This window comes from Amycolatopsis halotolerans, assembly GCF_042647905.1.
In the GTDB taxonomy this organism is placed as follows: domain Bacteria; phylum Actinomycetota; class Actinomycetes; order Mycobacteriales; family Pseudonocardiaceae; genus Amycolatopsis; species Amycolatopsis halotolerans.
In genome coordinates this window covers 380,336-402,149 of sequence record NZ_JBHRWI010000020.1, presented here as the reverse complement: position 1 = coordinate 402,149, position 21,814 = coordinate 380,336, and the positions used below count along the sequence as shown (strand labels likewise).

At 69.6% G+C, this 21,814-nt stretch carries 20 protein-coding genes, 1 pseudogene and 1 riboswitch; of the genes and pseudogenes, 4 read left to right on the top strand and 17 right to left on the bottom strand.

The features are described 5' to 3' along the window. Nucleotides 1–92 precede the first annotated feature (92 nt). The gene (lysS, locus tag ACFORO_RS16945) at nt 93–1,601 is read right to left on the bottom strand and encodes a lysine--tRNA ligase (RefSeq protein ID WP_377871167.1); all 1,509 of its coding nucleotides are present in this window, start codon (nt 1,599–1,601) and stop codon (nt 93–95) included. A gap of 82 nt (nt 1,602–1,683) precedes the next feature. On the opposite strand from lysS, the gene ACFORO_RS16940 reads away from it, so the two are divergent. Together ACFORO_RS16940 and ACFORO_RS16935 are read left to right on the top strand one after the other, a co-directional pair. Then, nucleotides 1,684–2,448 (top strand): class I SAM-dependent methyltransferase, encoded by a 765-nt coding sequence (locus ACFORO_RS16940; RefSeq protein WP_377871168.1) that lies wholly within the window; start codon nt 1,684–1,686, stop codon nt 2,446–2,448. Between the two features lie 50 nt (nt 2,449–2,498). Beyond that, nucleotides 2,499–2,560: riboswitch (guanidine-III (ykkC-III) riboswitch) on the top strand. A 33-nt stretch (nt 2,561–2,593) separates the two neighbouring features. Continuing rightward, entirely contained in the window at nt 2,594–2,908 is a 315-nt protein-coding gene (locus ACFORO_RS16935) for a DMT family transporter (protein WP_067576886.1), read from the top strand. 3 nt (nt 2,909–2,911) lie between these two features. On the opposite strand, the gene ACFORO_RS16930 is transcribed toward ACFORO_RS16935, so the two are convergent. Then, nucleotides 2,912–3,766, bottom strand: coding sequence for a sigma-70 family RNA polymerase sigma factor (locus ACFORO_RS16930; protein ID WP_377871169.1), 855 nt, complete (start codon nt 3,764–3,766; stop codon nt 2,912–2,914). 140 nt (nt 3,767–3,906) lie between these two features. Here ACFORO_RS16930 and ACFORO_RS16925 point away from each other — a divergent pair, with 140 nt between their 5' ends. Beyond that, entirely contained in the window at nt 3,907–4,641 is a 735-nt protein-coding gene (locus ACFORO_RS16925; RefSeq protein ID WP_377871171.1) for an SDR family oxidoreductase, read from the top strand. Here the strand turns inward: ACFORO_RS16925 and ACFORO_RS16920 are convergent. The 7 genes and pseudogenes from ACFORO_RS16920 to ACFORO_RS16890 all read right to left on the bottom strand — a co-directional run bounded on the left by ACFORO_RS16920 (nt 4,638) and on the right by ACFORO_RS16890 (nt 12,258). Further along, nucleotides 4,638–5,411: a type III pantothenate kinase gene (locus ACFORO_RS16920; protein ID WP_344265498.1), complete on the bottom strand. Its 774-nt coding sequence runs from the start codon at nt 5,409–5,411 to the stop codon at nt 4,638–4,640. The genes ACFORO_RS16925 and ACFORO_RS16920 overlap by 4 nt on opposite strands. Nucleotides 5,412–5,451: 40 nt before the next feature. Beyond that, nucleotides 5,452–5,946 (bottom strand): aspartate 1-decarboxylase, encoded by a 495-nt coding sequence (gene panD, locus ACFORO_RS16915; RefSeq protein ID WP_043827144.1) that lies wholly within the window; start codon nt 5,944–5,946, stop codon nt 5,452–5,454. Nucleotides 5,947–5,958: 12 nt separating this feature from the next. Then, complete coding sequence (gene panC / locus ACFORO_RS16910; RefSeq protein WP_377871172.1) at nt 5,959–6,867, bottom strand: pantoate--beta-alanine ligase; 909 nt, start codon at nt 6,865–6,867, stop codon at nt 5,959–5,961. Next, nucleotides 6,864–7,778: pseudogene (locus tag ACFORO_RS16905) on the bottom strand (Rossmann-like and DUF2520 domain-containing protein); the annotation flags it as partial. The pseudogene ACFORO_RS16905 and the gene panC, both read right to left, overlap by 4 nt. Before the next feature lie 247 nt (nt 7,779–8,025). After that, nucleotides 8,026–9,132: a PrsW family intramembrane metalloprotease gene (locus ACFORO_RS16900; RefSeq protein WP_377871173.1), complete on the bottom strand. Its 1,107-nt coding sequence runs from the start codon at nt 9,130–9,132 to the stop codon at nt 8,026–8,028. A gap of 666 nt (nt 9,133–9,798) precedes the next feature. Continuing rightward, complete coding sequence (locus tag ACFORO_RS16895) at nt 9,799–11,736, bottom strand: DUF6779 domain-containing protein (protein WP_377871174.1); 1,938 nt, start codon at nt 11,734–11,736, stop codon at nt 9,799–9,801. A gap of 69 nt (nt 11,737–11,805) precedes the next feature. Beyond that, nucleotides 11,806–12,258 carry a DUF3180 domain-containing protein gene (locus tag ACFORO_RS16890; RefSeq protein ID WP_377871175.1) on the bottom strand — a complete coding sequence of 151 codons (453 nt, stop codon included), beginning with the start codon at nt 12,256–12,258 and terminating at the stop codon, nt 11,806–11,808. 70 nt (nt 12,259–12,328) lie between these two features. Here ACFORO_RS16890 and ACFORO_RS16885 point away from each other — a divergent pair, with 70 nt between their 5' ends. Further along, entirely contained in the window at nt 12,329–13,267 is a 939-nt protein-coding gene (locus ACFORO_RS16885; RefSeq protein WP_377871176.1) for a helix-turn-helix domain-containing protein, read from the top strand. A gap of 134 nt (nt 13,268–13,401) precedes the next feature. Here ACFORO_RS16885 and folK read toward each other — a convergent pair whose 3' ends face one another. The 8 genes from folK to ACFORO_RS16845 form a co-directional block, all read right to left on the bottom strand. Then, complete coding sequence (gene folK / locus ACFORO_RS16880; protein ID WP_377871177.1) at nt 13,402–13,896, bottom strand: 2-amino-4-hydroxy-6-hydroxymethyldihydropteridine diphosphokinase; 495 nt, start codon at nt 13,894–13,896, stop codon at nt 13,402–13,404. Then, entirely contained in the window at nt 13,893–14,252 is a 360-nt protein-coding gene (gene folB, locus ACFORO_RS16875) for a dihydroneopterin aldolase (protein ID WP_377871178.1), read from the bottom strand. Before folB ends, folK begins: the two co-directional genes overlap by 4 nt. Next, nucleotides 14,245–15,051, bottom strand: coding sequence for a dihydropteroate synthase (folP, locus tag ACFORO_RS16870; RefSeq protein ID WP_377871179.1), 807 nt, complete (start codon nt 15,049–15,051; stop codon nt 14,245–14,247). Before folP ends, folB begins: the two co-directional genes overlap by 8 nt. Before the next feature lie 26 nt (nt 15,052–15,077). Continuing rightward, nucleotides 15,078–15,692 (bottom strand): GTP cyclohydrolase I FolE, encoded by a 615-nt coding sequence (folE, locus tag ACFORO_RS16865; RefSeq protein WP_377871180.1) that lies wholly within the window; start codon nt 15,690–15,692, stop codon nt 15,078–15,080. After that, a complete protein-coding gene (ftsH, locus tag ACFORO_RS16860; protein WP_377871182.1) occupies nt 15,664–18,078 on the bottom strand; it encodes an ATP-dependent zinc metalloprotease FtsH in 2,415 nt (804 codons plus the stop codon). The genes folE and ftsH overlap by 29 nt, the downstream gene beginning before the upstream one ends. A gap of 206 nt (nt 18,079–18,284) precedes the next feature. Further along, complete coding sequence (locus tag ACFORO_RS16855; protein WP_354749673.1) at nt 18,285–19,106, bottom strand: ESX secretion-associated protein EspG; 822 nt, start codon at nt 19,104–19,106, stop codon at nt 18,285–18,287. Between the two features lie 375 nt (nt 19,107–19,481). After that, complete coding sequence (locus ACFORO_RS16850) at nt 19,482–20,285, bottom strand: ESX secretion-associated protein EspG (protein ID WP_182895799.1); 804 nt, start codon at nt 20,283–20,285, stop codon at nt 19,482–19,484. Between the two features lie 80 nt (nt 20,286–20,365). Then, a complete protein-coding gene (locus tag ACFORO_RS16845) occupies nt 20,366–21,679 on the bottom strand; it encodes a hypothetical protein (RefSeq protein ID WP_377873624.1) in 1,314 nt (437 codons plus the stop codon). Between the last annotated feature and the right edge of the window lie 135 nt (nt 21,680–21,814).

The window sequence follows — 21,814 nt, the reverse complement described above, 5'->3', positions numbered from 1 at the left end:
CAGAAGTCTTTGACACCCATATTAATACCCGCTTGTCCGGCCGTAGGCAAATCCGCATTGAGGAAATCTCGACCGGTGCGGCGAACGGTGTCCTATTCAGGTCGCACGAGCGGGAAGAGGATCGTCTCCCGGATACCGAGCCCGGTCAGAGCCATGAGCAGCCGGTCGATCCCCATTCCGACCCCGCCGCTCGGCGGCATTCCGTACTCGAGCGCGCGGAGGAAATCCTCGTCGAGACGCATCGCCTCGCTATCCCCGGCGGCCCCGAGCCGCGCCTGTTCGGTGAGCCGCTGCCGTTCCACCACCGGATCCACCAGCTCGGAGTATCCGGTCGCGAGTTCGAAACCGCGCACGTACAGGTCCCACTTCTCGGCCACCCCCTCGCGGCTGCGGTGCTGCCGGGTGAGCGGCGAGGTCTCGAGCGGGAAATCCCGGACAAATGTGGGCGCGTGCAGTCCGTCGCCGACGAGATGTTCCCACAGTTCTTCGACAAGTTTGCCGTGCGCTAGCTTGGGATCCACCTCGATCTCGCGCGCGGCGGCGATCTTGTGCAGTGCTTCGGCGGGAGTATCCGGCGTCACTTCCTCGCCGAGTGCTTCCGAGAGCGACTCGTACATGCCGAGTGTCGTCCATTCGCCGGAAAGGTCGTACTCGGTTCCGTCGGCGAGAGTGACGACCTGGGTGCCGAGCACGTTCTCCGCGGCCTCCTGGATGAGTTCGCGGGTCATCACGGCATTCGTGTCGTAAGTGGCGTACGCCTCGTAGTACTCGAGCATCGCGAACTCCGGCGAGTGCGAGGAGTCGCTGCCCTCGTTACGGAAGTTCCGGTTGATCTCGAAAACCTTCTCGATCCCGCCGACCACGCAGCGCTTGAGGTACAGCTCCGGCGCGATGCGCAGGAACAGCTCGAGGTCGAAGGCGTTGGAATGCGTGACGAACGGCCGGGCCGCGGCACCGCCGTGCAGCGTCTGCAGCATCGGCGTCTCGACCTCGGTGAATCCCCGGCCGTGGAACGACTCCCGCAGCGAACGCATCACGCCGGCACGCGTGCGCACCACGTCGCGCGCCTTCGGCCGCATAATCAGATCGACATAACGCTGGCGGATTCGCGTTTCCTCGGCCAGCTCCTTGAACGCCACCGGCAGCGGGCGCAGCGACTTCGCCGCGATCTGCCAGTGCTCGGCCAGTACGGAAAGCTCGCCGCGCTTCGAGGTGATCACCTCGCCGTGCACGAATACGTGGTCGCCGAGATCGACATCGGACTTCCACGAAGCGAGAGACTCGGGCCCGACCTGCGCGAGGCTCAGCATCGCCTGCAGTTCTGTGCCGTCGCCCTCACGAAGAGTGGCGAAACACAGTTTGCCCGTATTGCGGAGAAACATGACGCGACCGGTGACGCCGACCGACTGACCGGTGCTGGTGTCGGCTTCGAGACCGGAATGTTCGGCACGGATCTGCGCGAGAGTGTGCGTACGCGGAACCTCTACCGGGTAAGGATCGGCGCCCTCCGCGATTATCCGGTCGCGCTTGTCCCGGCGCACCCGCATCTGTTCGGGCAGGTCGTCATCGGGCAGTGCGTCGGACGCGGGGAATTCGGTCATGGCCATAGCGTACGAACACGCTGGTGAACCGCGTCAACCGGATTCCCCTTCCGGGGCACTCACGGTATTAGGGTGGTTACTCGTGAGCGATCCCGGCACTGATGCGGAACTGCACGCCCGGCGGGCTTCTTCGTTCGGGGACCAGGCGAGCGCCTATGCCCGGCACCGGCCGGACTATCCTCGAGCGGCACTCGAATGGGGTATGTCCGGAGCGAACCGGCCGGTCCGCGACGTGCTGGACCTCGCGGCGGGCACCGGAAAACTCACCGAGGGACTCGTCGATCTCGGCCGCGCGGTGACCGCGGTGGAACCCGATCCGGGCATGCTCGCCGAACTGTCCTGGCGGCTGCCCGACGTTCCGGCGCTGCTCGGCAAGGCCGAGGACATCCCGCTGCCGGACGAATCGGCCGACGCGGTGTTCGTCGGCCAGGCCATGCACTGGTTCGATTTGGCGGCGGCGTTCGCGCAGATCCGCCGGGTCTTGCGGCCTGGCGGGGCCATGGTGGCGCTGTGGAATCACGAAGACGAATCCGTGCCGTGGGTGCGCGAATTCGCCCGGCTGATCCGGACCGACATCAACCGGGGGTTCGCCGACTCCGGGCAAACGCTGCGCGCGGACGGCTTCGGCCCGTTTGAACAGGACCGGTTCGCCCACACGCACCGGCGCTCGATCGACTCGCTGCTGGCGACCGTGGGCACGCATTCGCATCTGCTGATCGCGTCCGCCGACGAGCGCGACCGACTGCTCGCGGAAGCAAGGGCGTACCTGGAAACTGTTCCGGAGGCCGGAACGGGCGAATTCGATTACCCGCTGGTCACCACGGTTCTGCGGGCTCGCCGGCGCTGAAGCGGCGACCGAAATCACCACCTCGGCGGGTCCGTCCGGTGCTAATTTCGGAGGTGGCGGTGTTCCGCCCCGGACGAGCGCGTCGTACCCGGTGACGACAAGACGGCGCAGTGCACGCATCCGTCACTGCGAAAGGTTCTTGATCATGGCCTGGCTCGTTCTTGTCGTTTCCGGATTTCTCGAAACCGTGTGGGCCGCGGCGCTCGGCGCCTCGAAAGGCTTCAGCAAGCTCTGGCCGAGCGTGCTGTTCGGCGGCGCGCTGCTGCTCAGCATGTCCGGTCTCGCGTATTCCTTGCGCGAAATTCCGCTCGGCACCGGCTATGCGGTGTGGGTCGGCATCGGCGCGGTGGGGACCGCGGTGTACGGGATCGTCGCGATGAACGATCCGCTCACCGTCGGCCGGATCACCTGCCTCGTGCTGATTGTCGCCGGGGTCGTCGGGCTGAAACTGTTCCACTGATCTTCATCCGAGCGCGATCTCCAGCCCGCGCAGCCGCTCCGGCGCGGAAATCACGTCGATCCCGGTAATCAGGTCGCCGTCGAAAACGAACTTGAGGACGACGGCCAGCCGGCCGCGCGGGGCGAGCACCAGGCCGGGACCGCCGTCGACCAACGCGACCTGCGTACTGCGCGCGACTTCCGAAGCAAGCAGCGCGCCCTTGCTGACCGCTCGGACACCGCGCAGCACCACTGGTGCCGCGCCGGTGTCCGAGTGCAGCACGACGTCTGGATCGAGCACTTTCAACAGTCCTGCAAAGTCTCCCTCACGAGCAGCGGCCAAATAAGCCTCGACAGCCCCGCGTCGCTTGCTCGCATCGGCTGGCCCGGCTTCTCCGCCGCGAACCCGGCGACGGGCCCGGCTGGCCAACTGCCGGACCGCCGCCGGACTGCGGTCCAGGATCTGCGCGATGTCCTCGAAGGGCACGGCGAACAGGTCGTGCAGCACGAAGGCGATCCGCTCGGCCGGGCCGAGAACGTCGAGCACCACCAGCATCGCCAGCCCGACGGAGTCGGCCAGCTGGGCTTCTTCGGCGAGGTCCGCGCCGTCGTCGCCGCGGTCGAGCGGGAACGCGTCCAGCGAGTCCTCACGGCGGTGTTCGCGCGTGCGCAACAGGTTCAGGCACACCCGCGCCACCACAGTCGTGAGCCAGGCGGGCAGATTCCGCACTTCGGAAATGTCCGCGCCGTCCGCGCGCAGCCAAGCTTCCTGCACCGCGTCGTCGGCCTCGGCCAGCGAGCCGAGCATGCGGTAAGCGACCCCGCGCAGCCGCGGCCGCTGCTCCTCGAATTGGGCCGCGAGCAGGTCTCGAACGTCCACCTGTCACCCCTCCCCGCCCCACCGCCGCCCTCAACGGAGCGGCCGGAGGCCGCGCTGTCACATTCCTGTCACGGGCGGGTTCATCCCAGTAGGACACCCCCAGTGCCCGACCAGCGGCACTTTACCCGGAAGGAATTGTCATGACGACGATCTTGGTCACCGGCGGCACCGGAACCCTCGGCAAGCTGGTCGTTCCCGCGCTCGGCGACGCGAAGGTGCGCGTCCTCAGCCGGAACGCGAACGGCCCCGACCGGTTCGCCTGCGACCTGATGACCGGCGAGGGCCTTGCCCCCGCGGTCGACGGCACCGACGTGGTCGTGCACCTGGCAGGCGGCCCGAAGGGCGACGACGTGGCGACGGCGAATCTCGTCCGGGCTGCCGAACGCGCCGGAGTCGGCCACCTGGTCTTCATTTCGGTGATCGCCGCGGACGCGGTGCCGCTCGGCTATTTCCGCCGCAAGCACGAAGCCGAAAAACTCGTCGCCGCGTCGGAAGTGCCCTCGACCATCCTGCGCGCGGCCCAGTTCCACGGCTTCTGCCTCAATGCCGTGCAGGCAGTGGCGAAACTGCCGATCGTGCCGGTGCCCGGGGTCAATTTCCAGCCGGTCGACGTCCGGGAAGTGGCCGAGCGGATCGCGCGGCTGGCGCTCGGCGAACCGGCCGGGCGGGTACGGGATCTGGCTGGCCCCAAGGTGTACGGCATGGGCGAGCTGGTCGACAAGTATGTGCGGGCTCGCGGACGGCGCCGGGCGAAAATGCCGATGCGGATTCCCGGTGCCGCCGGAAAGGTCTATCGCGCGAACGGCAATCTCAACCTCGACGCGGACACCGGCACCCGCACTTTCGAGGATTACCTCGCCGAGCAGTTCGGCTAACGCACATTCCGTTCGTACACCAGCCGCAGGCCGAGCAGCGTCAGGTCCGGCACGTGCTCCTTGATCGTCTCGGATTCGCCCAGCACCAACGGGGCGAGCCCGCCGGTGGCGATCACCGTGACCGGATCCGAGCTGTCGGCTTGCAGTTCCCGCACGATCCGCCGCACGAGCCCGTCGACCTGGCCCGCGAAGCCGTACAGAATGCCGGACTGCAGGCATTCCACGGTGTTCTTCCCGATCACCGAACGCGGCGGGACGAGTTCCACCTTCCGCAGCGCGGCCGCGCGGGCGGCGAGCGCGTCCACCGAGATCTCGATGCCCGGGGCGAACGCCCCGCCGAGGAATTCGCCCCGGGCCGAGATCGCGTCGACATTCGTAGACGTTCCGAAATCGACCACCACGCACGCGGTGGCGTGCAAATGGTGCGCGGCAAGGGTGTTCACGAGCCGGTCCGCGCCGACTTCCTTCGGATTGTCCACCAGCAGCGCGACCCCGGTGCGCACGCCGGGCTCGACCACGACCTTCGGCACCCGCGCGTAATAGCGGCCGAGCATCACCCGCAATTCGCGCAGCACCGCGGGCACTGTGGACAGTGCGCTGATTCCGGTGACCGCGTCGGCGTGCGGGCCGAGCAGGCCGCGCACGGTGAGCGCGAGTTCGTCCGCGGTCATCCGCGCGTCGGTGCGCATCCGCCAGTCACCGACCAGCTCGGCGCCCTCGTAGAGGCCGAGCACGATGTTGGTGTTGCCGACGTCGACAGTGAGCAGCAACGAGGTCTTCCTTACTGCGGCTCGCGACCGCCGGTACAGGTCAGTTTTCGGCGTGCAGCAACGCGTCGAGCCGGCGCGCGTCCGCGGTTTCGGCCACCGGGAAGGTCATCGTGTCCTCTTCGGGCAGCGTGACCGTGCCGCTCAGCAGACCCGATCCGTCCGGCGCGTGCGCCGGGTCGTCCCCGCGCTCGACGATCCGGTTGTAATCGTCCACAAAGATCACTCGCGGCCGGTACGCACGCGCCTCGGCGTCGTCCATCTGCCCGTAGGCGATCAGGATCACCAGGTCGCCCGGGTGCACCAGATGCGCGGCGGCTCCGTTGATGCCGAGCACGCCGCTGCCGCGCTCGCCGGTGATGACGTAGGTCTCCAGCCGCGCGCCGTTCGTGACGTCCACAATGGACACCTGCTCGCCCTCGAGCAGATCGGCGGCCTCCATGAGGTCCTCGTCGACCGTCACCGAACCCACGTAGTGCAGGTCGGCCTGGGTCACCGTGGCCCGGTGGATCTTCGATTTCAGCATCGTGCGATACATCGTGGACTCTCCCTATTCCCCTGCGTCCGGATCCCCGCTCGGATGTTCCACGGCTGTTCCGAGCAGCACTCCCGCGTTGTCGATCAGCCGGGTACTCCCCACCCGGGCCGCGACCAGCAACCGCGCCTCTCCGTCGACGGGCGCCGGCCCCAGATCGGTTCCCCTCAATTCCAGGTAATCCACTTCCACCTGGGGACGGGCCGCGAGCGTCTTCCGCGCCATGTCCAGCACGGCCTCCGCCCCGTCCCGCCCGACGTGCGCCCCGGCCGACAAAGCGGCCGACAGCACCACGGCGTCTTCCCGTTGTTCCGGCGTCAGGTAGACGTTGCGCGAGGACAGCGCGAGGCCGTCCCGCTCCCGGACCGTCGGCACCCCGATGATCCGGGTGCCGATGTTCAGGTCCGCCACCATCCGCTTGATCAGCACCAGCTGCTGGTAGTCCTTCTCCCCGAAGAACGCGTAGTCCGGGCGGACCACGTTGAGCAGCTTCGCGACGATCGTGAGCATCCCGGAGAAATGCCCTGGCCGGACCGCGCCCTCGAGTTCGTCGCCGAGCGGTCCAGGATGCAGCGTGACCGCCGCGTTTTCGTCGAACATGTCCGAGGCCTTCGGCGTGAAGGCCAGCTCGACCCCCGCTTCGGACAGCGTCGCCAGGTCGGCTTCAAGCTGCCGCGGGTACGCCTCGAAGTCCTCGCCCTCGCCGAACTGCAACGGGTTCACGAAGATCGACGCGGCGACGACAGTGTTCGGCAGCCGCTTCGCACGGCGCAGCAGTTCGCGGTGCCCGTCGTGCAGCGCGCCCATGGTGGGCACGAGCGCGACCTTCCGGCCGACGCTGCGCAGCGCCTGGCTCACCTTGCTGATGTGCTCCGGCGGCTGGAACGTGTTGAGCGTTCCGCGCTGGAATTTCGGTGTCGTCACGGGGTCTGTCCTTCAGCGGGGTCGGCGAGAAGATCGGTCAGTTCGCCCGCGGCCGCGGGGTCGAGCAGGCCCGCTGCGCGGGACCGTTCGGCGGTGCGCCGGGCCAGCGCCCGGTAGGCCGGGGCGATCTGCGGCGCCCGGTCCGTGAGCACGTCGAGGTGCTTGCGGACGGTGCCGAGATCACCACGCGGAACCGGTCCGGTGAGGGCGCGGTCCCCGTGGCGGAGAACATTGTCCAATGCCGCCGAAAGCAGCGGTGCGACGAGTCGTTCCGGATGCCCGATTCCGGCGTCGCGCAGGGTTTCGGTGCAGTCGGCGACCAGTGTCATCAGGTGATTCGCGCCGTGCGCCAGCGCCGCGTGATACAGCGCCCGCGCGGATTCGGGGACCCGCACCGGCTCGGCACCCATCTCGACCGCGAGCGCCTCGCCGACATTCCACGCCGCGTCATCGTCCGGCGCCGCAGTGACGCCGATGCTCGCCGCGACAAGGCGTTCGAGGTCTTCCTCGCGGCCGGTGAAGGTGAGCACCGGATGCAGCGCGAGCGGCAGCGCACCGGCTTCCGCGACCGGGGCCAGCACGTCGATGCCGTGCGCGCCCGAGGTGTGCACCACGATCTGGCCCGCGCGAACGGAATTCGTAGCGACCAGACCACGGACGGTGCCCGCGAGCGCGTCGTCCGGCAACGCGAGCAGGACGAGATCGGCTCTCCGCACGACCTCGTCGGGCGGCAGCAACGGGACATCGGGCAGCAGCCGCTCCGCGCGGTTCAGCGAAGCGGCGGACAGCCCCGACGCGGCGACGACGGTGTGGCCAGCCCTGGCCAATGCCGCACCGAGGACACTGCCCACGCGGCCGGCGGAAACGACGCCCACGGCAAGGCGGGCCGGTCGGTTCATGGCGTGCGCCTGTGGACGCTCATGGCTCGAAACTCCTCATGTTCGTTCCAGTCCCGCTCTTTCGTCGCGGGTACCAGACGACGGCGCGAGAGTAGCCCCGCCCCGGCCGGATCAAGGTGCCCGGGTGACCAGCTTCACCCGGGGCGGCCAATCGCGCCCGTACCTTATTGGCAGTCGGCTTCTGACGGTCGCCAGGTGCCCGAATCCCCCGGTGGAACGCCATTTTTGGCACGGTAGAGCTACCCCGAACGGGGAATGTTCACCGACTGTCGCGATTGTTCGCCAATCGCACCGCATCCGCGCGGGCGTCCCGCAGTGCCTGCAACAACTCTTCCTGCCGCTGCCGGTCCTGCTCAGTGCGCAACCGAGTACGCCGAAGGAATGCGAGCTCCGTCACGCTCGCCTGATACCGCCCCACAGCCCGCGCCGCCGCCCGACCGGACTGCTTGCGCGCCTGCTTACGCCATTCGCGCCGCCCAGGGAGACTGGCAAGCAGGTCGATCTCCGACGGGGCGATCCACCGTGCAGCCGCCATCTTCGGCAACGCGGCGGCGACGATCCGCTGTTCTCTCCGCCGCTGCAACACGATCACGTAGATCGCGGCGATCAGCAGCGGCAAAATCACCAGGAAATACAGCGTGAGGAACGACTTCCCGCCGTTGAGCGTGGCAGCGGCGTTCCACAGCGCGTGCAGGAAGACGCCAGCGAGGTACCCGGCCAGCGGCGCAAGAATCCGAACCCACCGCTGCGCATACCGCGCGGCGATGCCGAACCCGATGCCGGTCATAGCGGTGAACAACGGATGCGTGAACGGCGAAAGCACGCCCCGCACGAGGAAAGCGGCGAGCACACCCGAGCTGGTGCCGTTGCCGAAGCCGTAGTCAGCGAAGGCACGGCCGAAGTAATAGATGTTCTCGGTGAAGGCAAACCCAGCAGCCGCGAACCCCGCGTAGACGACGCCGTCGACGATCCCGTCGAATTCCTCGTTGCGCCGCCAGAAGATCAACAGGACGAAGACGCCCTTCGCGGCCTCCTCGACCAGCGGCGCGGAGACGAGCGCACTGACCTTGCTGCCGTTACCGCCGCCAAGAAGCAGATCACCGAACGCCTCGGCCCCGGTATTGATCAGCAGCGCGGTAACCGTGGCAATGCAAGCGCCCCAAGCGAAAGCGATCAGAAGCAACTTCGCCGGCTCAGGCTCCCACCGATCAACCCAAAGCAACCCGGCGACCACCACCCCCACCGGGAGCAACGCGGCGACAACGCCAATCGCGACCGCCAGCCACCCCACGCGCGCAGTGGCGAGCCCGAAAAGAAAAAGCCCGCACAACGCCACGACGATCAGCCCGAGCACCGGAAGGAGCACGGTGACATGCCGCGAACGAGATGCCGCAGGCGCAGAGCCCGGCGACGTGGCAGGGAGAGTGCCGTTCACGAGCGGTCACCATACGCAGGAGGTACCGGGGACGCTGGTTGGACGTACCGGGTTCAGCCCTATGCGCGACGCCGCTGTGACACACATCCCTGACACACCAGTCTCGTCCGTGAGGGGAACCCTCACGGACTCAGAGTCCCTCAGGGTTCCCCTCACGACCCGCCGCAGCCCGTGAGGGACCCCTTCACAGCCTCAGATTCCCTCAAGGAGCCCTTCACAGCCCACCCGCTTCGCTCGCCGCCGCCGCGATGCGCCCCAATGTGGCATTCGGTGCATCCCACGCACCCAATGCGGCATTCGGTGCGTCACATGCACCCAACGCCACATTGGGGCGCTAACCCCGCCGCAAACCCCACGCAACCAACCACCCAAGCCGCGCTCACCCACCGCCCAACCGCAGCCGGTACACCCAACCAGCGAGGCACCCACACCACCCCCGCACCCCGATACGAAGCCAAAAACGCGGCGCGGGGGTGCTTGTCAAGGCATCTTTCCCGCCTTGACAAGCACCCCCGCGCCGTCGTCACAATCAGCTTCGGGGTGCCCCACGCAACCACCGCGGCAATGTCGCCCCCAGGCGACGAGCCAAAAGAAGAATCAATCCTCAGCCCGACGCCGCCGCCGAGGACTCCCCTCAGTCTTCCCATTAGCCGCAAGCAATTCCGTCACAGACCGCCCAGACGCGTGGTGCCCAGTGTCCGCGGCCCGCCGCCCATGCGCAGCCTCTTCGCTCTCCTCAGCAGCAGAAGCCTCCCAAGCAGGAGGCTCGCCCTCCGGCCGCCGCCGACGCCCCCCAGAAGCCACTGGAGCAGCCTCAGCCTCCGGCCGACGCCGCCGCCCTCCAGACCCGCTGCCGACCGAACTCCGAACCGACTCCGGCAAAGTCGGGTTAACCGCATCCGCCCCCGGAGCCCCATGCCGCCCAGTAGGCGTGTCCTCAGCCAACGGCGACAAATCCGACCGGGAGAACTGCTCCAGCCGAGACGGAGCACGAGTCTGCGGCTCAGCCGCGGTCTCCTTCTCCACCACCGGTTTCTCCACCTTCTTCGGGGCAGCCTCAGCACGCCGGTGCGCGACCGGCTCAGCAGGCCGGGAAATCGCAGTCCGCTCAGCAGGTTCCGGCCGCTCCTCCGGCCGCTGCGGAGCAGGCCGAGCCGCCAGCCGAGGCACCGGCCGCTCCTCCTTGACCGGCGGTTCCGGCTTGCTCACCGGCGCGACAGTCCGAGTCGGCTGCGCCTCGGCGACCGGCCGACGAGCAGGCTCCGGCGCATCATTCTGCGGCCGGGCAGCCCGCGGCCCCTGTCCGAACGAACCACGGGCCCGCTCAGCCTCCCGCGGCAACGGCTCAGTCACATTCCGCTGCCCACGCTCAGGAACGTCCTGCTCAAACGCTTCCGGAAGCACATGCGAACCAGACTCGCCAGCCGAACGACGCTCAGCCTCGTACGGCTCCGGCGCACGATCCGCACGCGGCTTCGGCGCACCCCCACGAGGGCCAGCCTCCGGCGCACCACCGCGAGCGGGCGGCCGCTCAGCATGCGCTTCCGGCGCACCATTTCGCGGCTCACGCGCGGCGAACGCGTCCGCCACACTCGCCCGCCCCTCATGCGGCCCCGCGTCGCCACGGCCGCCACGAGGCACGAACGCCTCCGCCAGGCTGGCCCGAGAATCGCGACCACCGCGCGGAGCCGGGCTCTCCGATTCGACGTCGTCCTCGAACGGCTCCGGCTCGGCGGGCGGTTCCGGACGCTTCGGCTTCAACCGCGGCATCTGCTGGGTACGCAGCTGGGTCGACCGGTCGCCATTCGGACCGGAACCGTTCAATCCAGCGCTGATCGAGCCGTTCGCGCCGGAAGTCCCATTGGCGCCATTGGTCTTCGCGGCCCCATTGGCGCCGCCGTTCACCGGCGGACGGCGACGCTCCGCGGGCGTCGCGTCGAGCACCCGGTCCATGAATTCGGTCGGCCGCTCCGGAACATCGACCACCTGCTTTTTCGGAGCGAGCAGCTGAGCCGGTTTCTTGCCATTGCCGTTCTTGGTCTCAGAACCAGCGGAAACGAGGCGCTGCTCGTCGTTCAACGAGCGCATCCGAGTCGCCTGCGCGGTGAGCGCGACGCGTTCCAGCAGCACCTCTCCGCCGAACAGCGAATGCAGACTTTCGCGCAGCGCAGCCACTTCGGCACGCAGCGCATCCAATTCTTCTCGTGACTGTGCCTGCGCGGCCTCGCGCGTTTCCGTCTCGAGTTCGAGCTCGTACTCCCGCCGGGCCGCGATTTCGCGTTCCAGCTCCAGTTCGTACACCGCCTGCGCCTCGGCGACCGCGTCCTCGCTGTGCGCCGCGTTCTTGCGGGCGCGAACAGCGAGGAAGGCGCCGATCAGGGCAGCCCAGAGCGCCGCGACGATCCCGAGCCGGAGGTACCGGAGGTCGTCGCTCAGCACCAAAACCACGGTGGCGCCGACGGCGAGGAGCAATCCGGCGACAAGCCACGGCCCGCCAGCGCGGCGGCCATGCGAGTCGTCACCCACGCCAGTCATGCCTGACACCGTACCTTCCGGTGATCCGAATGAGACCTAGTCGGTACTTCGAGCGGTGCCATCGAGGCGTTAACCGGTCGGGGACCGACGGTCCTCCGGCGGCGTCCGGCAGCAGTGCTCGAGCCACAAACCGGCAGCTACGAGCAGCGCCGACGACACCGCCCCGACGACCGCCGACTTGCTGTCGGAGACCGCGGCGACGAGTTCGTCACGTCGCGGGAAAACATAGCCGAACGCGGCGATCCAGCCGCCGCCCAGAAACGCCCCGGCCAGCGAAGACGCCTTCGCCAGCGCGACCGCCCGCGCGATTCCGACCGCGTCGCCGTGGACCCGGCCCGACTTGATCCGCGACCGGATCGACAGGGCCAAACCGGCCTCGGCGATCGCGAGCACCGCGAAGGTCACCCCGGCGAGCAAGGGCAGCTGCGGCAGATCGCCGTAAGCGGCCTGGAACAGCACGTAGACCACGGCGAGGCCGAGGACCGCGGCCACGACCAGGTCCCGGGACCGCGTGAAGTGCATGACTCCACCGTACCGAGCCCGTTCTGGCAGGCTTGACTCTCCAGCGACTGGAGACTCCACGATGCCTGACATGCCTGCCACCACGGTCTTCACGATCGGCGAACTGTCCCGGCGCACCGGGCTGCCGGTGAAGACCATCCGGTTCTACTCCGACGAGGGCCTGCTCCCGCCCACGCAGCGGACCGGTGCCGGCTACCGGCTGTACGACGCGCACGCGCTCGCCCGGCTGGAGCTGGTGCGGACGCTGCGCGAGCTGGGCATCGGCCTGCCCGAGGTGTCCCGCGCACTGGCGCGCGAGACGACGGTGCGCGACCTGGCGACGAGCCACGTCGACGCTCTGGACGAGCAGATCCGGCGGTTGCGGCTGCGCCGCGCGGTATTGCGCGCGGTGCTGAAACGGGATTCCGAGCTGGAGGAAGTGAAACTGATGAATCGCATCGCCCAAATGCCGGACGAGGAACGCCGCCGTTTGGTGGACGAGTTCTGGTCCGAAATGATGGAGGGGCTCGATGTCGATCCCGAGTTCTACGCGCGAATGCAGTCGGCGAAACCGGATCTTCCGGATGATCCGGCTCCGGAACAGCTGGAGGCCTGGATCGAGTTCGCCGAACTCGTGCGGGACCCCGGGTTCCGGCAGTCCATCCGCACGATGAGCGAACGGCATTCGACCGCGCGGGAAGCGGGCGAGTACGAGCAGCCGACAAAGGCCCAGCAGGAAAACTGGGCGGCTTGGATGACCGACGCCCGGTCCGCGCTCGACGCGGGCCACGCGCCGGACTCCCCGGCCGGACAGGCGCTGGCGGACGCGATCGCGACCGCCTCGGCCCGCCCGGACCAGGACCCGGCCGACCCGGCGGTCCGTTACAAGATGGCCGACGGAATCGCCGTGGGGGCGGATCCGCGCGCCGAGCGGTACTGGCAGTTGCTCGCGACGATCAACGGCTGGCCCGCCATCCCCAGCAAGCAGGACGAGGTGCAGTTCCTGCTGGCGGCGCTACGGGCCTCGTGAGTGTCTGCGCCGGTTAGAACCGGCGCAGCCGCTCACGACAAGCCGAGGCTGGACCCGCCGACCGGGCGCAGCTTCCTACCAGCGGGTTCCCGATCGTCGTGAGTGGCGGAGCCGGTTAGAACCGGCGCAGCCGCTCACGACAAGGTGAGGTCGGGTCGCAGGACGACGCCCGCCCGGTCGGCTTCCGGCAGCCGGGCGAGCAGGTCGGCGGCCCGGCCGTGCCCGGGGACCTCGGCGTCCGGGTCGATCTCGAGCCACGGGATCAGCACGCTCGCCCGGTCCGGGGTCCCGGGGTGCGGCAGGAGCAGCTCCGGATCGTCGGAGAGCACGCCCTGCACTGTCACTATGTCGACATCGAGCGTGCGCGGGCCCCAACGCAGGTCGCGCACCCGGCCCGCCGCTTGTTCGGCAGCCTGCCCGGCGCGCAGCCACTCCCAGTGGTCGCGCGCCGGGTCGTCGACGATGCACAGCGCGTTCAGGAAATCGGGCTGGTCCTCGACGCCCCAGGCCTTCGTCTCGTACACCCCGGACACCGCGACGAGCGCCGGGCGCACCGCGTCGACCGCGCTCCGCAGATAGCCGAGCCGGTCGCCGAGGTTGGAGCCCAGCGACAGGACCGCGCGGCTCACCGCTCCCGCCGGACGGTGACCGCGACGTCGTCGAAGGTCAGCGGAATCGGCGCGGCCGGCTTGTGCACGGTGACCTCGACGGCGGTCAGCCGGTCGTCGCGCATGACCTCGTCGGCGATCTTCCCGGCGACGCTTTCGATCAGGTCGTACGGCTCCCCGGCGACGATCCCCGCCGCCAGCTCGGCCAATTCGCCGTAGTGCAGCGTCTTGGTCAGGTCGTCCGACGCCGCGGCGGGCCCGAGGTCGAGCCACGCGACGATGTCGATGCCGAATTCCTGCCCGTCGCGCTTCTCGTGCTCGAAGACGCCATGTCGGCCGAACACGCGCAACCCCGTGAGCGTGATGCGGTCAGCCATCGGCCCGTCCTTGTTGCCAGGCCGCGGCCACCGCCACAGCGTCCAGTGAAGCCCCCACCTCGTGCACCCGCACCCCCCAAGCGCCGGCCGCGGCGGCCAGCGCCGAGATCGACGCGGTGGCGACTTCGCGGCCGTCCGGCGGCCTCGGCACTCCGTCCTTTCCGGACAGCAGCCGGCCGAGGAAGCGTTTGCGCGAAGCACCCACCAAGACCGGGAAACCCAAGTCCAGCAACGAATTCAGCCCGTGCAGCAACGCCCAGTCGTGCTCGGCGTGCTTCGCGAACCCGAGGCCGGGGTCGAGCACGATCTCACTTTCGGCAACCCCGGCCGCGATCGCCTCGTCGACCCGCTCCAGCAGCTCGCCGCGCACTTCGGCGACGACGTCGGCGTACGTGGCCAACGCGTTCATGTCCTTGCTGTGCCCGCGCCAGTGCATCAACACCCACGGCACCTTGGTTTCCGCCGCGACCCGCCCCATCGCCGGATCGGCGAGCCCGCCGGACACGTCGTTGATCACCTTCGCGCCGGCCGCCACCGCGGCTTCGGCGACCGCGGCCCGCGTGGTGTCGACCGACAGCACGACGCCTTCGGAAGCCAGCTGCCGGATCACCGGCAGGATGCGCGCGGCCTCGGTCTCCGCGTCGACCCGCGAGGCGCCCGGCCGCGTCGACTCGCCGCCGACGTCGATCAGGTCCGCGCCGCGCGCCCACATCTCGCGCGCGTGCTCCAGCGCTTGGTCGACGTCGAGGTACCGGCCGCCGTCGGAGAACGAATCCGGCGTCACGTTCAGCACGCCCATCACGGCGCACCGCCCCGGCCGGGGGATCACCGGCGCCCCCGGATCAGCTCGATCGCCTCGGCGCGCGACGTCGCGGACGACCGCAGCATCCCGCGCACCGCCGACGTGGTGGTGCGCGAACCGGGCTTGCGGATCCCGCGCACCGACATGCACAGATGCTCCGCCTCGACGACCACGATCACGCCGCGCGGCTCCAGCCTCCGCACGAGTGCGTCGGCGATCTGCGAGGTGAGCCGCTCCTGCACCTGCGGGCGGCGGGCGTAGAGATCGACCAGCCGGGCGAGCTTCGACAGCCCGGTGACCTTGCCCTCGCCGTTCGGGATGTAGCCGATGTGGGCTACCCCGTGGAACGGGAGGAGGTGGTGTTCACAGTTGGAATACATCGGGATGTCCGTGACGAGCACGAGCTCCTCGTGCGATTCGTCGAACGTCTTCGCCAGCACCTCGTCCGGATCGGTGTAGAGGCCGGCGAACATCTCCTGGTAAGCGCGAGCGACCCGGGCCGGGGTGTCCTGGAGACCGTCCCGATCCGGGTCTTCGCCGCAGGCGAGCAGCAGCTCGCGAACGGCGCGCTCCGCCCGGTCCTGATCGAAGACCGGGCGGATGCCGTCTTTACTGCTTGTCTGTTCCGTCGACGTCACGCCGATGCTGCCCCTCGTCCGGCTGCTGGCCGTTCGCGCCGTCGGCGAACCAGCCCTGCTCACGCGGACGGTCTTCGGCGGGGCGCCACGGCTGCTGGCCGCCCGGGGACGTCGCCGGGGTCCAGCCCGGAGGCGCCCCGTAGTTCGGCGGTCCGCTCTGCGCACCGCCATGGCCACCGGGCTGGTAGCCGCCGCCTGCCGGACCGCCCGGCTGCTGCTGACCACCATACGGCTGGCCCCAGCGGCCGGTGCCGTTCGGCCCGCCGGCCGGACGTCCGCCGTTGGCGGGCGGGGCGTACGGGTTCGCGTTCGGGTCCGGAGCCTGATACGGCGGGCCGCCGGGAAGCTCGCCCGCGCCCGGGGCCGTGCCGACCGGGGTCGGAGCGGGCTGCAGAGCGGGCTTTTCCTTCTCCGGAGCAGGCGGCGGCCACGGCTCGCCGCGCTCCATCGCCAGCTCGCCCGGGGTCTTGATCGGCGGCTTGTCCGACGGCGTGCGCTCGCCGAACTCGTTGAAGACGGTGATGTGCGGGCGCTTCTCGACGGTCGCGAAGATCCGCTCGAGGTCCTTGCGCTGCAGCGTTTCCTTCTCCAGCAGCTCCATGACCAGGTTGTCGAGCACGTCGCGGTAGGTGTTCAGCACGTGCCACGCCTCGGTGTGCGCGGTCTCGATGAGCTTGCGCACCTCCTCGTCGATCTCGTGCGCCACCTCGAGCGAGTAGTCGGCCTGCCGTCCGGCGGACCGGCCGAGGAACGGGTCGCCCTGCTCCTGGCCGTACTTCACCGCGCCCAGCCGAGCGCTCATGCCGTACTCGGTGACCATCGCGCGAGCGATCTTCGTCGCCTGCTCGATGTCCGAGGACGCACCGGTGGTGGGCTCGTGGAAGACGAGCTCCTCGGCCGTGCGGCCGCCCATCGCGAACACCAGCCGGCCGATCATCTCCGACCGGGTCATCAGCTGCTTGTCGTCCTCGGGCACCAGCAGAGCGTGCCCGCCGGTACGGCCGCGAGGCAGGATCGTCAGCTTGTACACCGGTTCGATGTCCGGCATCGCCCACGCGGCGAGCGCGTGCCCGCCCTCGTGGTAGGCCGTGATCTTCTTCTCCTTCTCGGAGATGATCCGGCTCTTGCGCGCGGGACCGCCGACCACCCGGTCGACCGATTCCTCGAGCGCGACGTCGGTGATCACGTGCCCGTTCTCGCGGGCGGTGAGCAGCGCGGCCTCGTTCAGCACGTTGGCCAGGTCCGCACCGGACATGCCGACGGTGCGCTTGGCCAGCCCGGTCAGGTCGGTGCCCTGCGCGATCGGCTTGCCCTTGGCGTGCACCTCGAGGATCGCCTTGCGGCCGAGCAGGTCCGGCGCGGACACCGGGATCTGCCGGTCGAACCGGCCAGGGCGCAGCAGCGCCGGGTCCAGGATGTCCGGGCGGTTGGTGGCCGCGATCAGGATGATGCCGCCGCGGGCGTCGAAGCCGTCCATCTCGACCAGCAGCTGGTTCAGCGTCTGCTCGCGCTCGTCGTGGCCGCCGCCGAGGCCGGCGCCGCGCTGGCGGCCGACCGCGTCGATCTCGTCCACGAAGATGATGCACGGCGCGTTCTGCTTCGCCTGCTCGAACAGGTCGCGGACCCGCGACGCGCCGACACCGACGAACATCTCGACGAAGTCCGAACCGGAGATCGTGTAGAACGGCACGCCCGCCTCGCCGGCGACAGCACGCGCGAGCAGCGTCTTGCCGGTGCCGGGCGGCCCGTAGAGCAGCACGCCCTTCGGGATCTTCGCGCCGAGCGCCTGGTAACGCGCCGGGTTCTGCAGGAAATCCTTGATCTCGTACAGCTCTTCGACCGCTTCGTCAGCGCCCGCGACGTCGCCGAAGGTCGTCTTCGGCATGTCCTTGTTGAGCTGCTTCGCCTTCGACTTGCCGAAGTTCAGGACGCGGTTCCCGCCGCCCTGGGCGTTGTTCATCATCCACATCAGCAGGCCGAGCACCAGCGCCAGCGGGATCGCGAAGACCAGGATCTGGGTCAGCAGGCTCTGCTGGGTGACCTTGGTGGTGAACTTGATCGGATGGTTCGCCTGGTTGTCGACGTTCGCGCCGAGGAGCTCTTTGTAGATGTCGTCGGTCGCACCGCCGGGGAACTGCGCGACGACCTGGTCGGTCTGCTGCCCCTCGATGTCGATCTTCTGCGTGAGCAGCAGTTTGAGCTGCTGCTCCTTGTCCTCGAGGCTCGCTTCCTTGACGTGGCCGGCCTTGACCTGCTGCATCGCCGTGGAGATAGGAGCCTGGGTGTAGCCACGATCGCTGTCGAAGATCGTGTTGTAGGCGAACAACGCCAGCAACCCCGCGACGATCCACAGCAGTGGGTTCCTGAGCACGCTCTTCCGGTTCATACGACTCGGCCCTTGCGGCCTCGACCCTCCCTGGTTGGGCGGCTCTTGTGATACCCGCCATCGCGATCTTGACAACCCGTGGGCGCCGCAGGGCACCCGTCCCACCAGGGTACCGTCCGGGCGGGCGGGGAAGCCTGGCGAGCCTCTCGCAGGTCAACGGCCAATCCCGCGCGAGGGTTCCCGTTCCGGGACGACACGTCACCCGGTTATCGGGTGTCGACCGCCACTGAAGCCACCATTTCACCCAGCCTGCTCCGCAGTGTCGCCGGGTCCGCCGGAGCGACGGTGACCCATTCGCGGCCGTCCGAACCCGCCCTCGACAAGCTCAAATACCGTCCGGTGGCGGTGTCGAACCAGCCGAGAACCCGGGACCGCTGCCGGTGTCCCAGCTGGGATCGGCTGTTCGCTGCGAGCTGACCGCCGCGCAGCCGCGGCTGACCGGCGATGAGCCCGTAGGTCTCGCGCGGGTCGACAGTGGCGCGCTCGCTGAGCGACTGGCGTTTCGCCCGCCGGCCGCCCTTTTCCTCGGGCTGGCCGCCGCCCGCCGCGACCGGAACCCGAATCGGCTGGGTGTGCAGCGCCTCGTCCAGCGGAAGCGTGACCGACGCCTCACTGCCGCGCGGGCCGCCCGGCAGCAGTTCGACGATCGTGGACACCAGCGCGTCCGGCTGGGTCTCGCGCAGCCAGATGCCGTCCGCGTCCTGGATCGCGACCACGCCGGTGCGCTCGTCGCCCGCGGCGAGCAGCGCGACCGGATGCGCCTCGAACTGCGGGATGTGCAGCGCGTCGATGGAGTGCGGGGCACGAGCGAGCAACGTCAGCCAGTCCTCGACGTCCGGCTCGATCCGGCCGCGGGAATCGCGGACGCCGCGGGCTTTCAGCTCGGTGTCGACCCGGTGCCGCAGCGACACGCGCTCGTTCTCGGTCGCGCCGTGCGAGCGCACGCGCAGCGGGTAGGGCAGCTCGCCCAGCTCGGCCGACTCCCACAGGAAGTCGAATGCCAGCGGCGAGAAGAACTCTTGGTGCATCCGGTGCTGCTCACCCTCCGGTCAACGATCTCCGGCCCAGCGTAGCGCCGGATCGGCAGTCTTCAAGCGCCCCGACGCCACATTGGGTGCATCCCGCGCACCCAAAGTGGCGTTCGGTGCATCCCGCGCACCCAAAGTGGCGTTCGGTGCATCCCGCGCACCCAAAGTGGCGTTCGGTGCATCCCGCGCACCCAAAGTGGCATTGGGGCGGTTTCAGCCAGTTGCCCGCGGGCGTTCCCGGCCCCGGTCGGCTGGCCCGGCGCGATGCCCGCGATGCCGAAGTCCGTGAGGGGAACCCTGAGGGACTCTGATTCCCTCAGGGTTCCCCTCACGGACCTTTGCGGAGAAATCGCATTGGGGCGGTTCCGGCTGGGGTCAGAACGCGCCCGCGCTGGCCTGGTCGGCCACCCCGGCGAGCATTTCGCCGAGCCGGTGCCGCAGCGTCGCCGGGTCGGCGGGGGCGATGGTGATCCAGTCGCGTCCGTCGTGGCCCTGGCTTGCTTGCGTGAAGTACCGGCCGGTTTCGGTGTCGAACCAGCTCAGCACCGTTGACCGGCTGCGCCCGCCGAGCCGGTTGCGGGCGTTCGCGCCGATCTGGCCGCCGCGCAGCCGCTGCTGGGCGTGCAGCCGGGCGAGGGCCTTGCGGTCCTCGTCGACGCTCGCGCGGCCGGAGGCGTCGACCTGGTTGCCGCGCCGCTGCATGAAGTCCACCCCGGACGCGCCGACCAGCTGCTCCAGCGGCACGGTGATCGACTTTTCGGTTCCGCGCGGAGCGCCCGGCAGGAGCGAAATGATCGCCGTGGCCAGGCCGTCCGGCGCGCACGGGTGCAGGTGCAGCCCGCGCTGGTCCTGCACGGCGAACAGGCCGTCGCCGTTGGCGCTGCCCGCGACCGCGAGCAGCGGTTCGCCGTTCGGGTCGAGCAGCTGGACGGTGTCGAGGCTGACGTCCGGCGAGGCGAGGATGCCGAAGTAGTCCTCGACGTGCGGAGCGGGCCTGCCGCGGTCGTCGGCGAGCCCCCGGTCGGCGAGCGCGCCGAGCGTGCGCGTGCGCAGCGCCGAGCGCTCGTCCATCGTCGCGCCGTGCGAACGGATCCGCAGCGGATACGGCAGCTCGCCCAAACCGGCCGACTCCCACAGGAAGTCCACCTCGATCGGCGCGAGCAGCTCCGCGTTCGGCATCGACCAACCCCCTACCCCGAGTGTTTGCGAACGCTCGCGGGCGCGTGACCGCTTCCGGTCACGCGCCCGCGAGCACTGCGTCAGTTGTCGTCGTCCGACCACGCGCCGATGACCGGCGGCGGGGTGGCCTCGTTGGCCCCGAACGCGTCGTCCGGGTCCGGCTCGATGAGGAACGAGGCGTGCGTGTGCTCCTCGTCCTCCTGGCCAGCGCCGTGCGCGCCCGCACCGCCGCCCATGCCGCCCATCGGGCTCATGCCGCCCTGGGACTGGCCGATGGTGCCGCCCGCCGGGACCACGCCCTGCTGCTGCGGAGCCGCCGACGCCGCGCTCTGCCCGTTCTGGTGCTCGGACGCGGCGGAGGTCTTGCCTTCCTCCTCCTTGCGCGAACCGCTGCGGTTGCCCTCGCCGAGCTTGCCGCCGGCGAGACCGGCGCCCGCGCCGATGGCGCCGAGGCCGAGCGCGGAACCGAGGCCGCTGCCGCCCGTGCTCGCGGGGGCCGGAGCGGCCGGGGCCGCGCCGACGCCGGAACCGGCGCCAACGCCCGTACCCGCGCCGGGGCCGCCGGCGAGCGCGCCGCCCTCGAGACCGGAGGTGCCGTACTTGCCCGAGTCGGCCGAGACGTGCGCCGGAGCGCCGTGCCCGGCGACACCCGCGCCGCCGACCGCGCCGTGCGCTCCGACCGTGCCGAAGCTGCCCGGGGAGCCGAGCGCGCCCGGGCCGTCGGTGTGGCCGATGTCGTTGACGTTGGTGAACGAGTTGCCGTTGAAGTGGTTCGCGGTCGGCTTCATGCCGAGCGAATCCGGGCCGAAGCTCGGGGTCGAGCCGTCGACCTCGCTCATCGCCTGGGTGTAGGCGTTGAAGAACGCGACCTGCTGCGCCTTGACGTCGTTCGCGGCGTCCGCCTGCGCCTTCTGGTCCGCGGCCATCGCGGCCGGGCCGCCCGCGAGCGCGGCCGTCATGGCCTGCTTCGGGTCGTAGTCGCTCGGGGCCGGCATCTTCTTGACCTCGGCGGCCGCGGCGGCCTGCCGGGCGAGCTTGTCGGCCATCGTGTGCGCGGCGTCGGAGGCCTGCGTGCCCGAGTTGGCGATCGCCACGAGCGCGCCCTGCGCACCCGCCGCACCGTGGCCGACCCAGACGTTGCCCAGTTCGCCGATCGCGGTGTACAGGTCGTCGGACGCCTGCTTCAGCTCGGTGCCGTGCTTGGTCCAGTGCTGCCCGGTGGACTCGGCGGTGCCCGGGTCGTTGTCCGTGGTCGCGCCGATGTAGAGCTGCTGGCTTTCCTGCGACTGCCAGTTCGGCGGGTTGCCGATGGCGCGGTCGCCGCCGATCTCGAAGCCGCCGGAGCCGCTGCGCGCGGACGCGACGATGTCGTTGGCCGCCGAGTTCGAGCCCATCGCGACGGCGGAGCCGGGCGCGGGGGCCGAGGACGACGTGCCGTAGCCGGAGGTGTTGTAGCCCGATCCGTCCGAGGCGGTGCCGCCCGGGGCCGAGGTGTTGGTGTTCGGTGCCATGACTGCGTGATCCCCCTA

What these genes read in the sequence shown, in the direction of transcription:
- ACFORO_RS16845 (WP_377873624.1), bottom strand. Translation starts at nt 21,679, where the DNA reads ATGGGCTCGAACTCGGCGGCCAACGACATCGTCGCGTCCGCGCGCAGC.
- ACFORO_RS16935 (WP_067576886.1), top strand. Translation starts at nt 2,594, where the DNA reads ATGGCCTGGCTCGTTCTTGTCGTTTCCGGATTTCTCGAAACCGTGTGG.
- ACFORO_RS16855 (WP_354749673.1), bottom strand. Translation starts at nt 19,106, where the DNA reads ATGCACCAAGAGTTCTTCTCGCCGCTGGCATTCGACTTCCTGTGGGAG.
- lysS (WP_377871167.1), bottom strand. Translation starts at nt 1,601, where the DNA reads ATGACCGAATTCCCCGCGTCCGACGCACTGCCCGATGACGACCTGCCC.
- ACFORO_RS16895 (WP_377871174.1), bottom strand. Translation starts at nt 11,736, where the DNA reads ATGACTGGCGTGGGTGACGACTCGCATGGCCGCCGCGCTGGCGGGCCG.
- ACFORO_RS16890 (WP_377871175.1), bottom strand. Translation starts at nt 12,258, where the DNA reads ATGCACTTCACGCGGTCCCGGGACCTGGTCGTGGCCGCGGTCCTCGGC.
- panD (WP_043827144.1), bottom strand. Translation starts at nt 5,946, where the DNA reads ATGTATCGCACGATGCTGAAATCGAAGATCCACCGGGCCACGGTGACC.
- folP (WP_377871179.1), bottom strand. Translation starts at nt 15,051, where the DNA reads ATGGGCGTGCTGAACGTGACGCCGGATTCGTTCTCCGACGGCGGCCGG.
- folB (WP_377871178.1), bottom strand. Translation starts at nt 14,252, where the DNA reads ATGGCTGACCGCATCACGCTCACGGGGTTGCGCGTGTTCGGCCGACAT.
- ftsH (WP_377871182.1), bottom strand. Translation starts at nt 18,078, where the DNA reads ATGAACCGGAAGAGCGTGCTCAGGAACCCACTGCTGTGGATCGTCGCG.
- ACFORO_RS16925 (WP_377871171.1), top strand. Translation starts at nt 3,907, where the DNA reads ATGACGACGATCTTGGTCACCGGCGGCACCGGAACCCTCGGCAAGCTG.
- ACFORO_RS16850 (WP_182895799.1), bottom strand. Translation starts at nt 20,285, where the DNA reads ATGCCGAACGCGGAGCTGCTCGCGCCGATCGAGGTGGACTTCCTGTGG.
- ACFORO_RS16885 (WP_377871176.1), top strand. Translation starts at nt 12,329, where the DNA reads ATGCCTGCCACCACGGTCTTCACGATCGGCGAACTGTCCCGGCGCACC.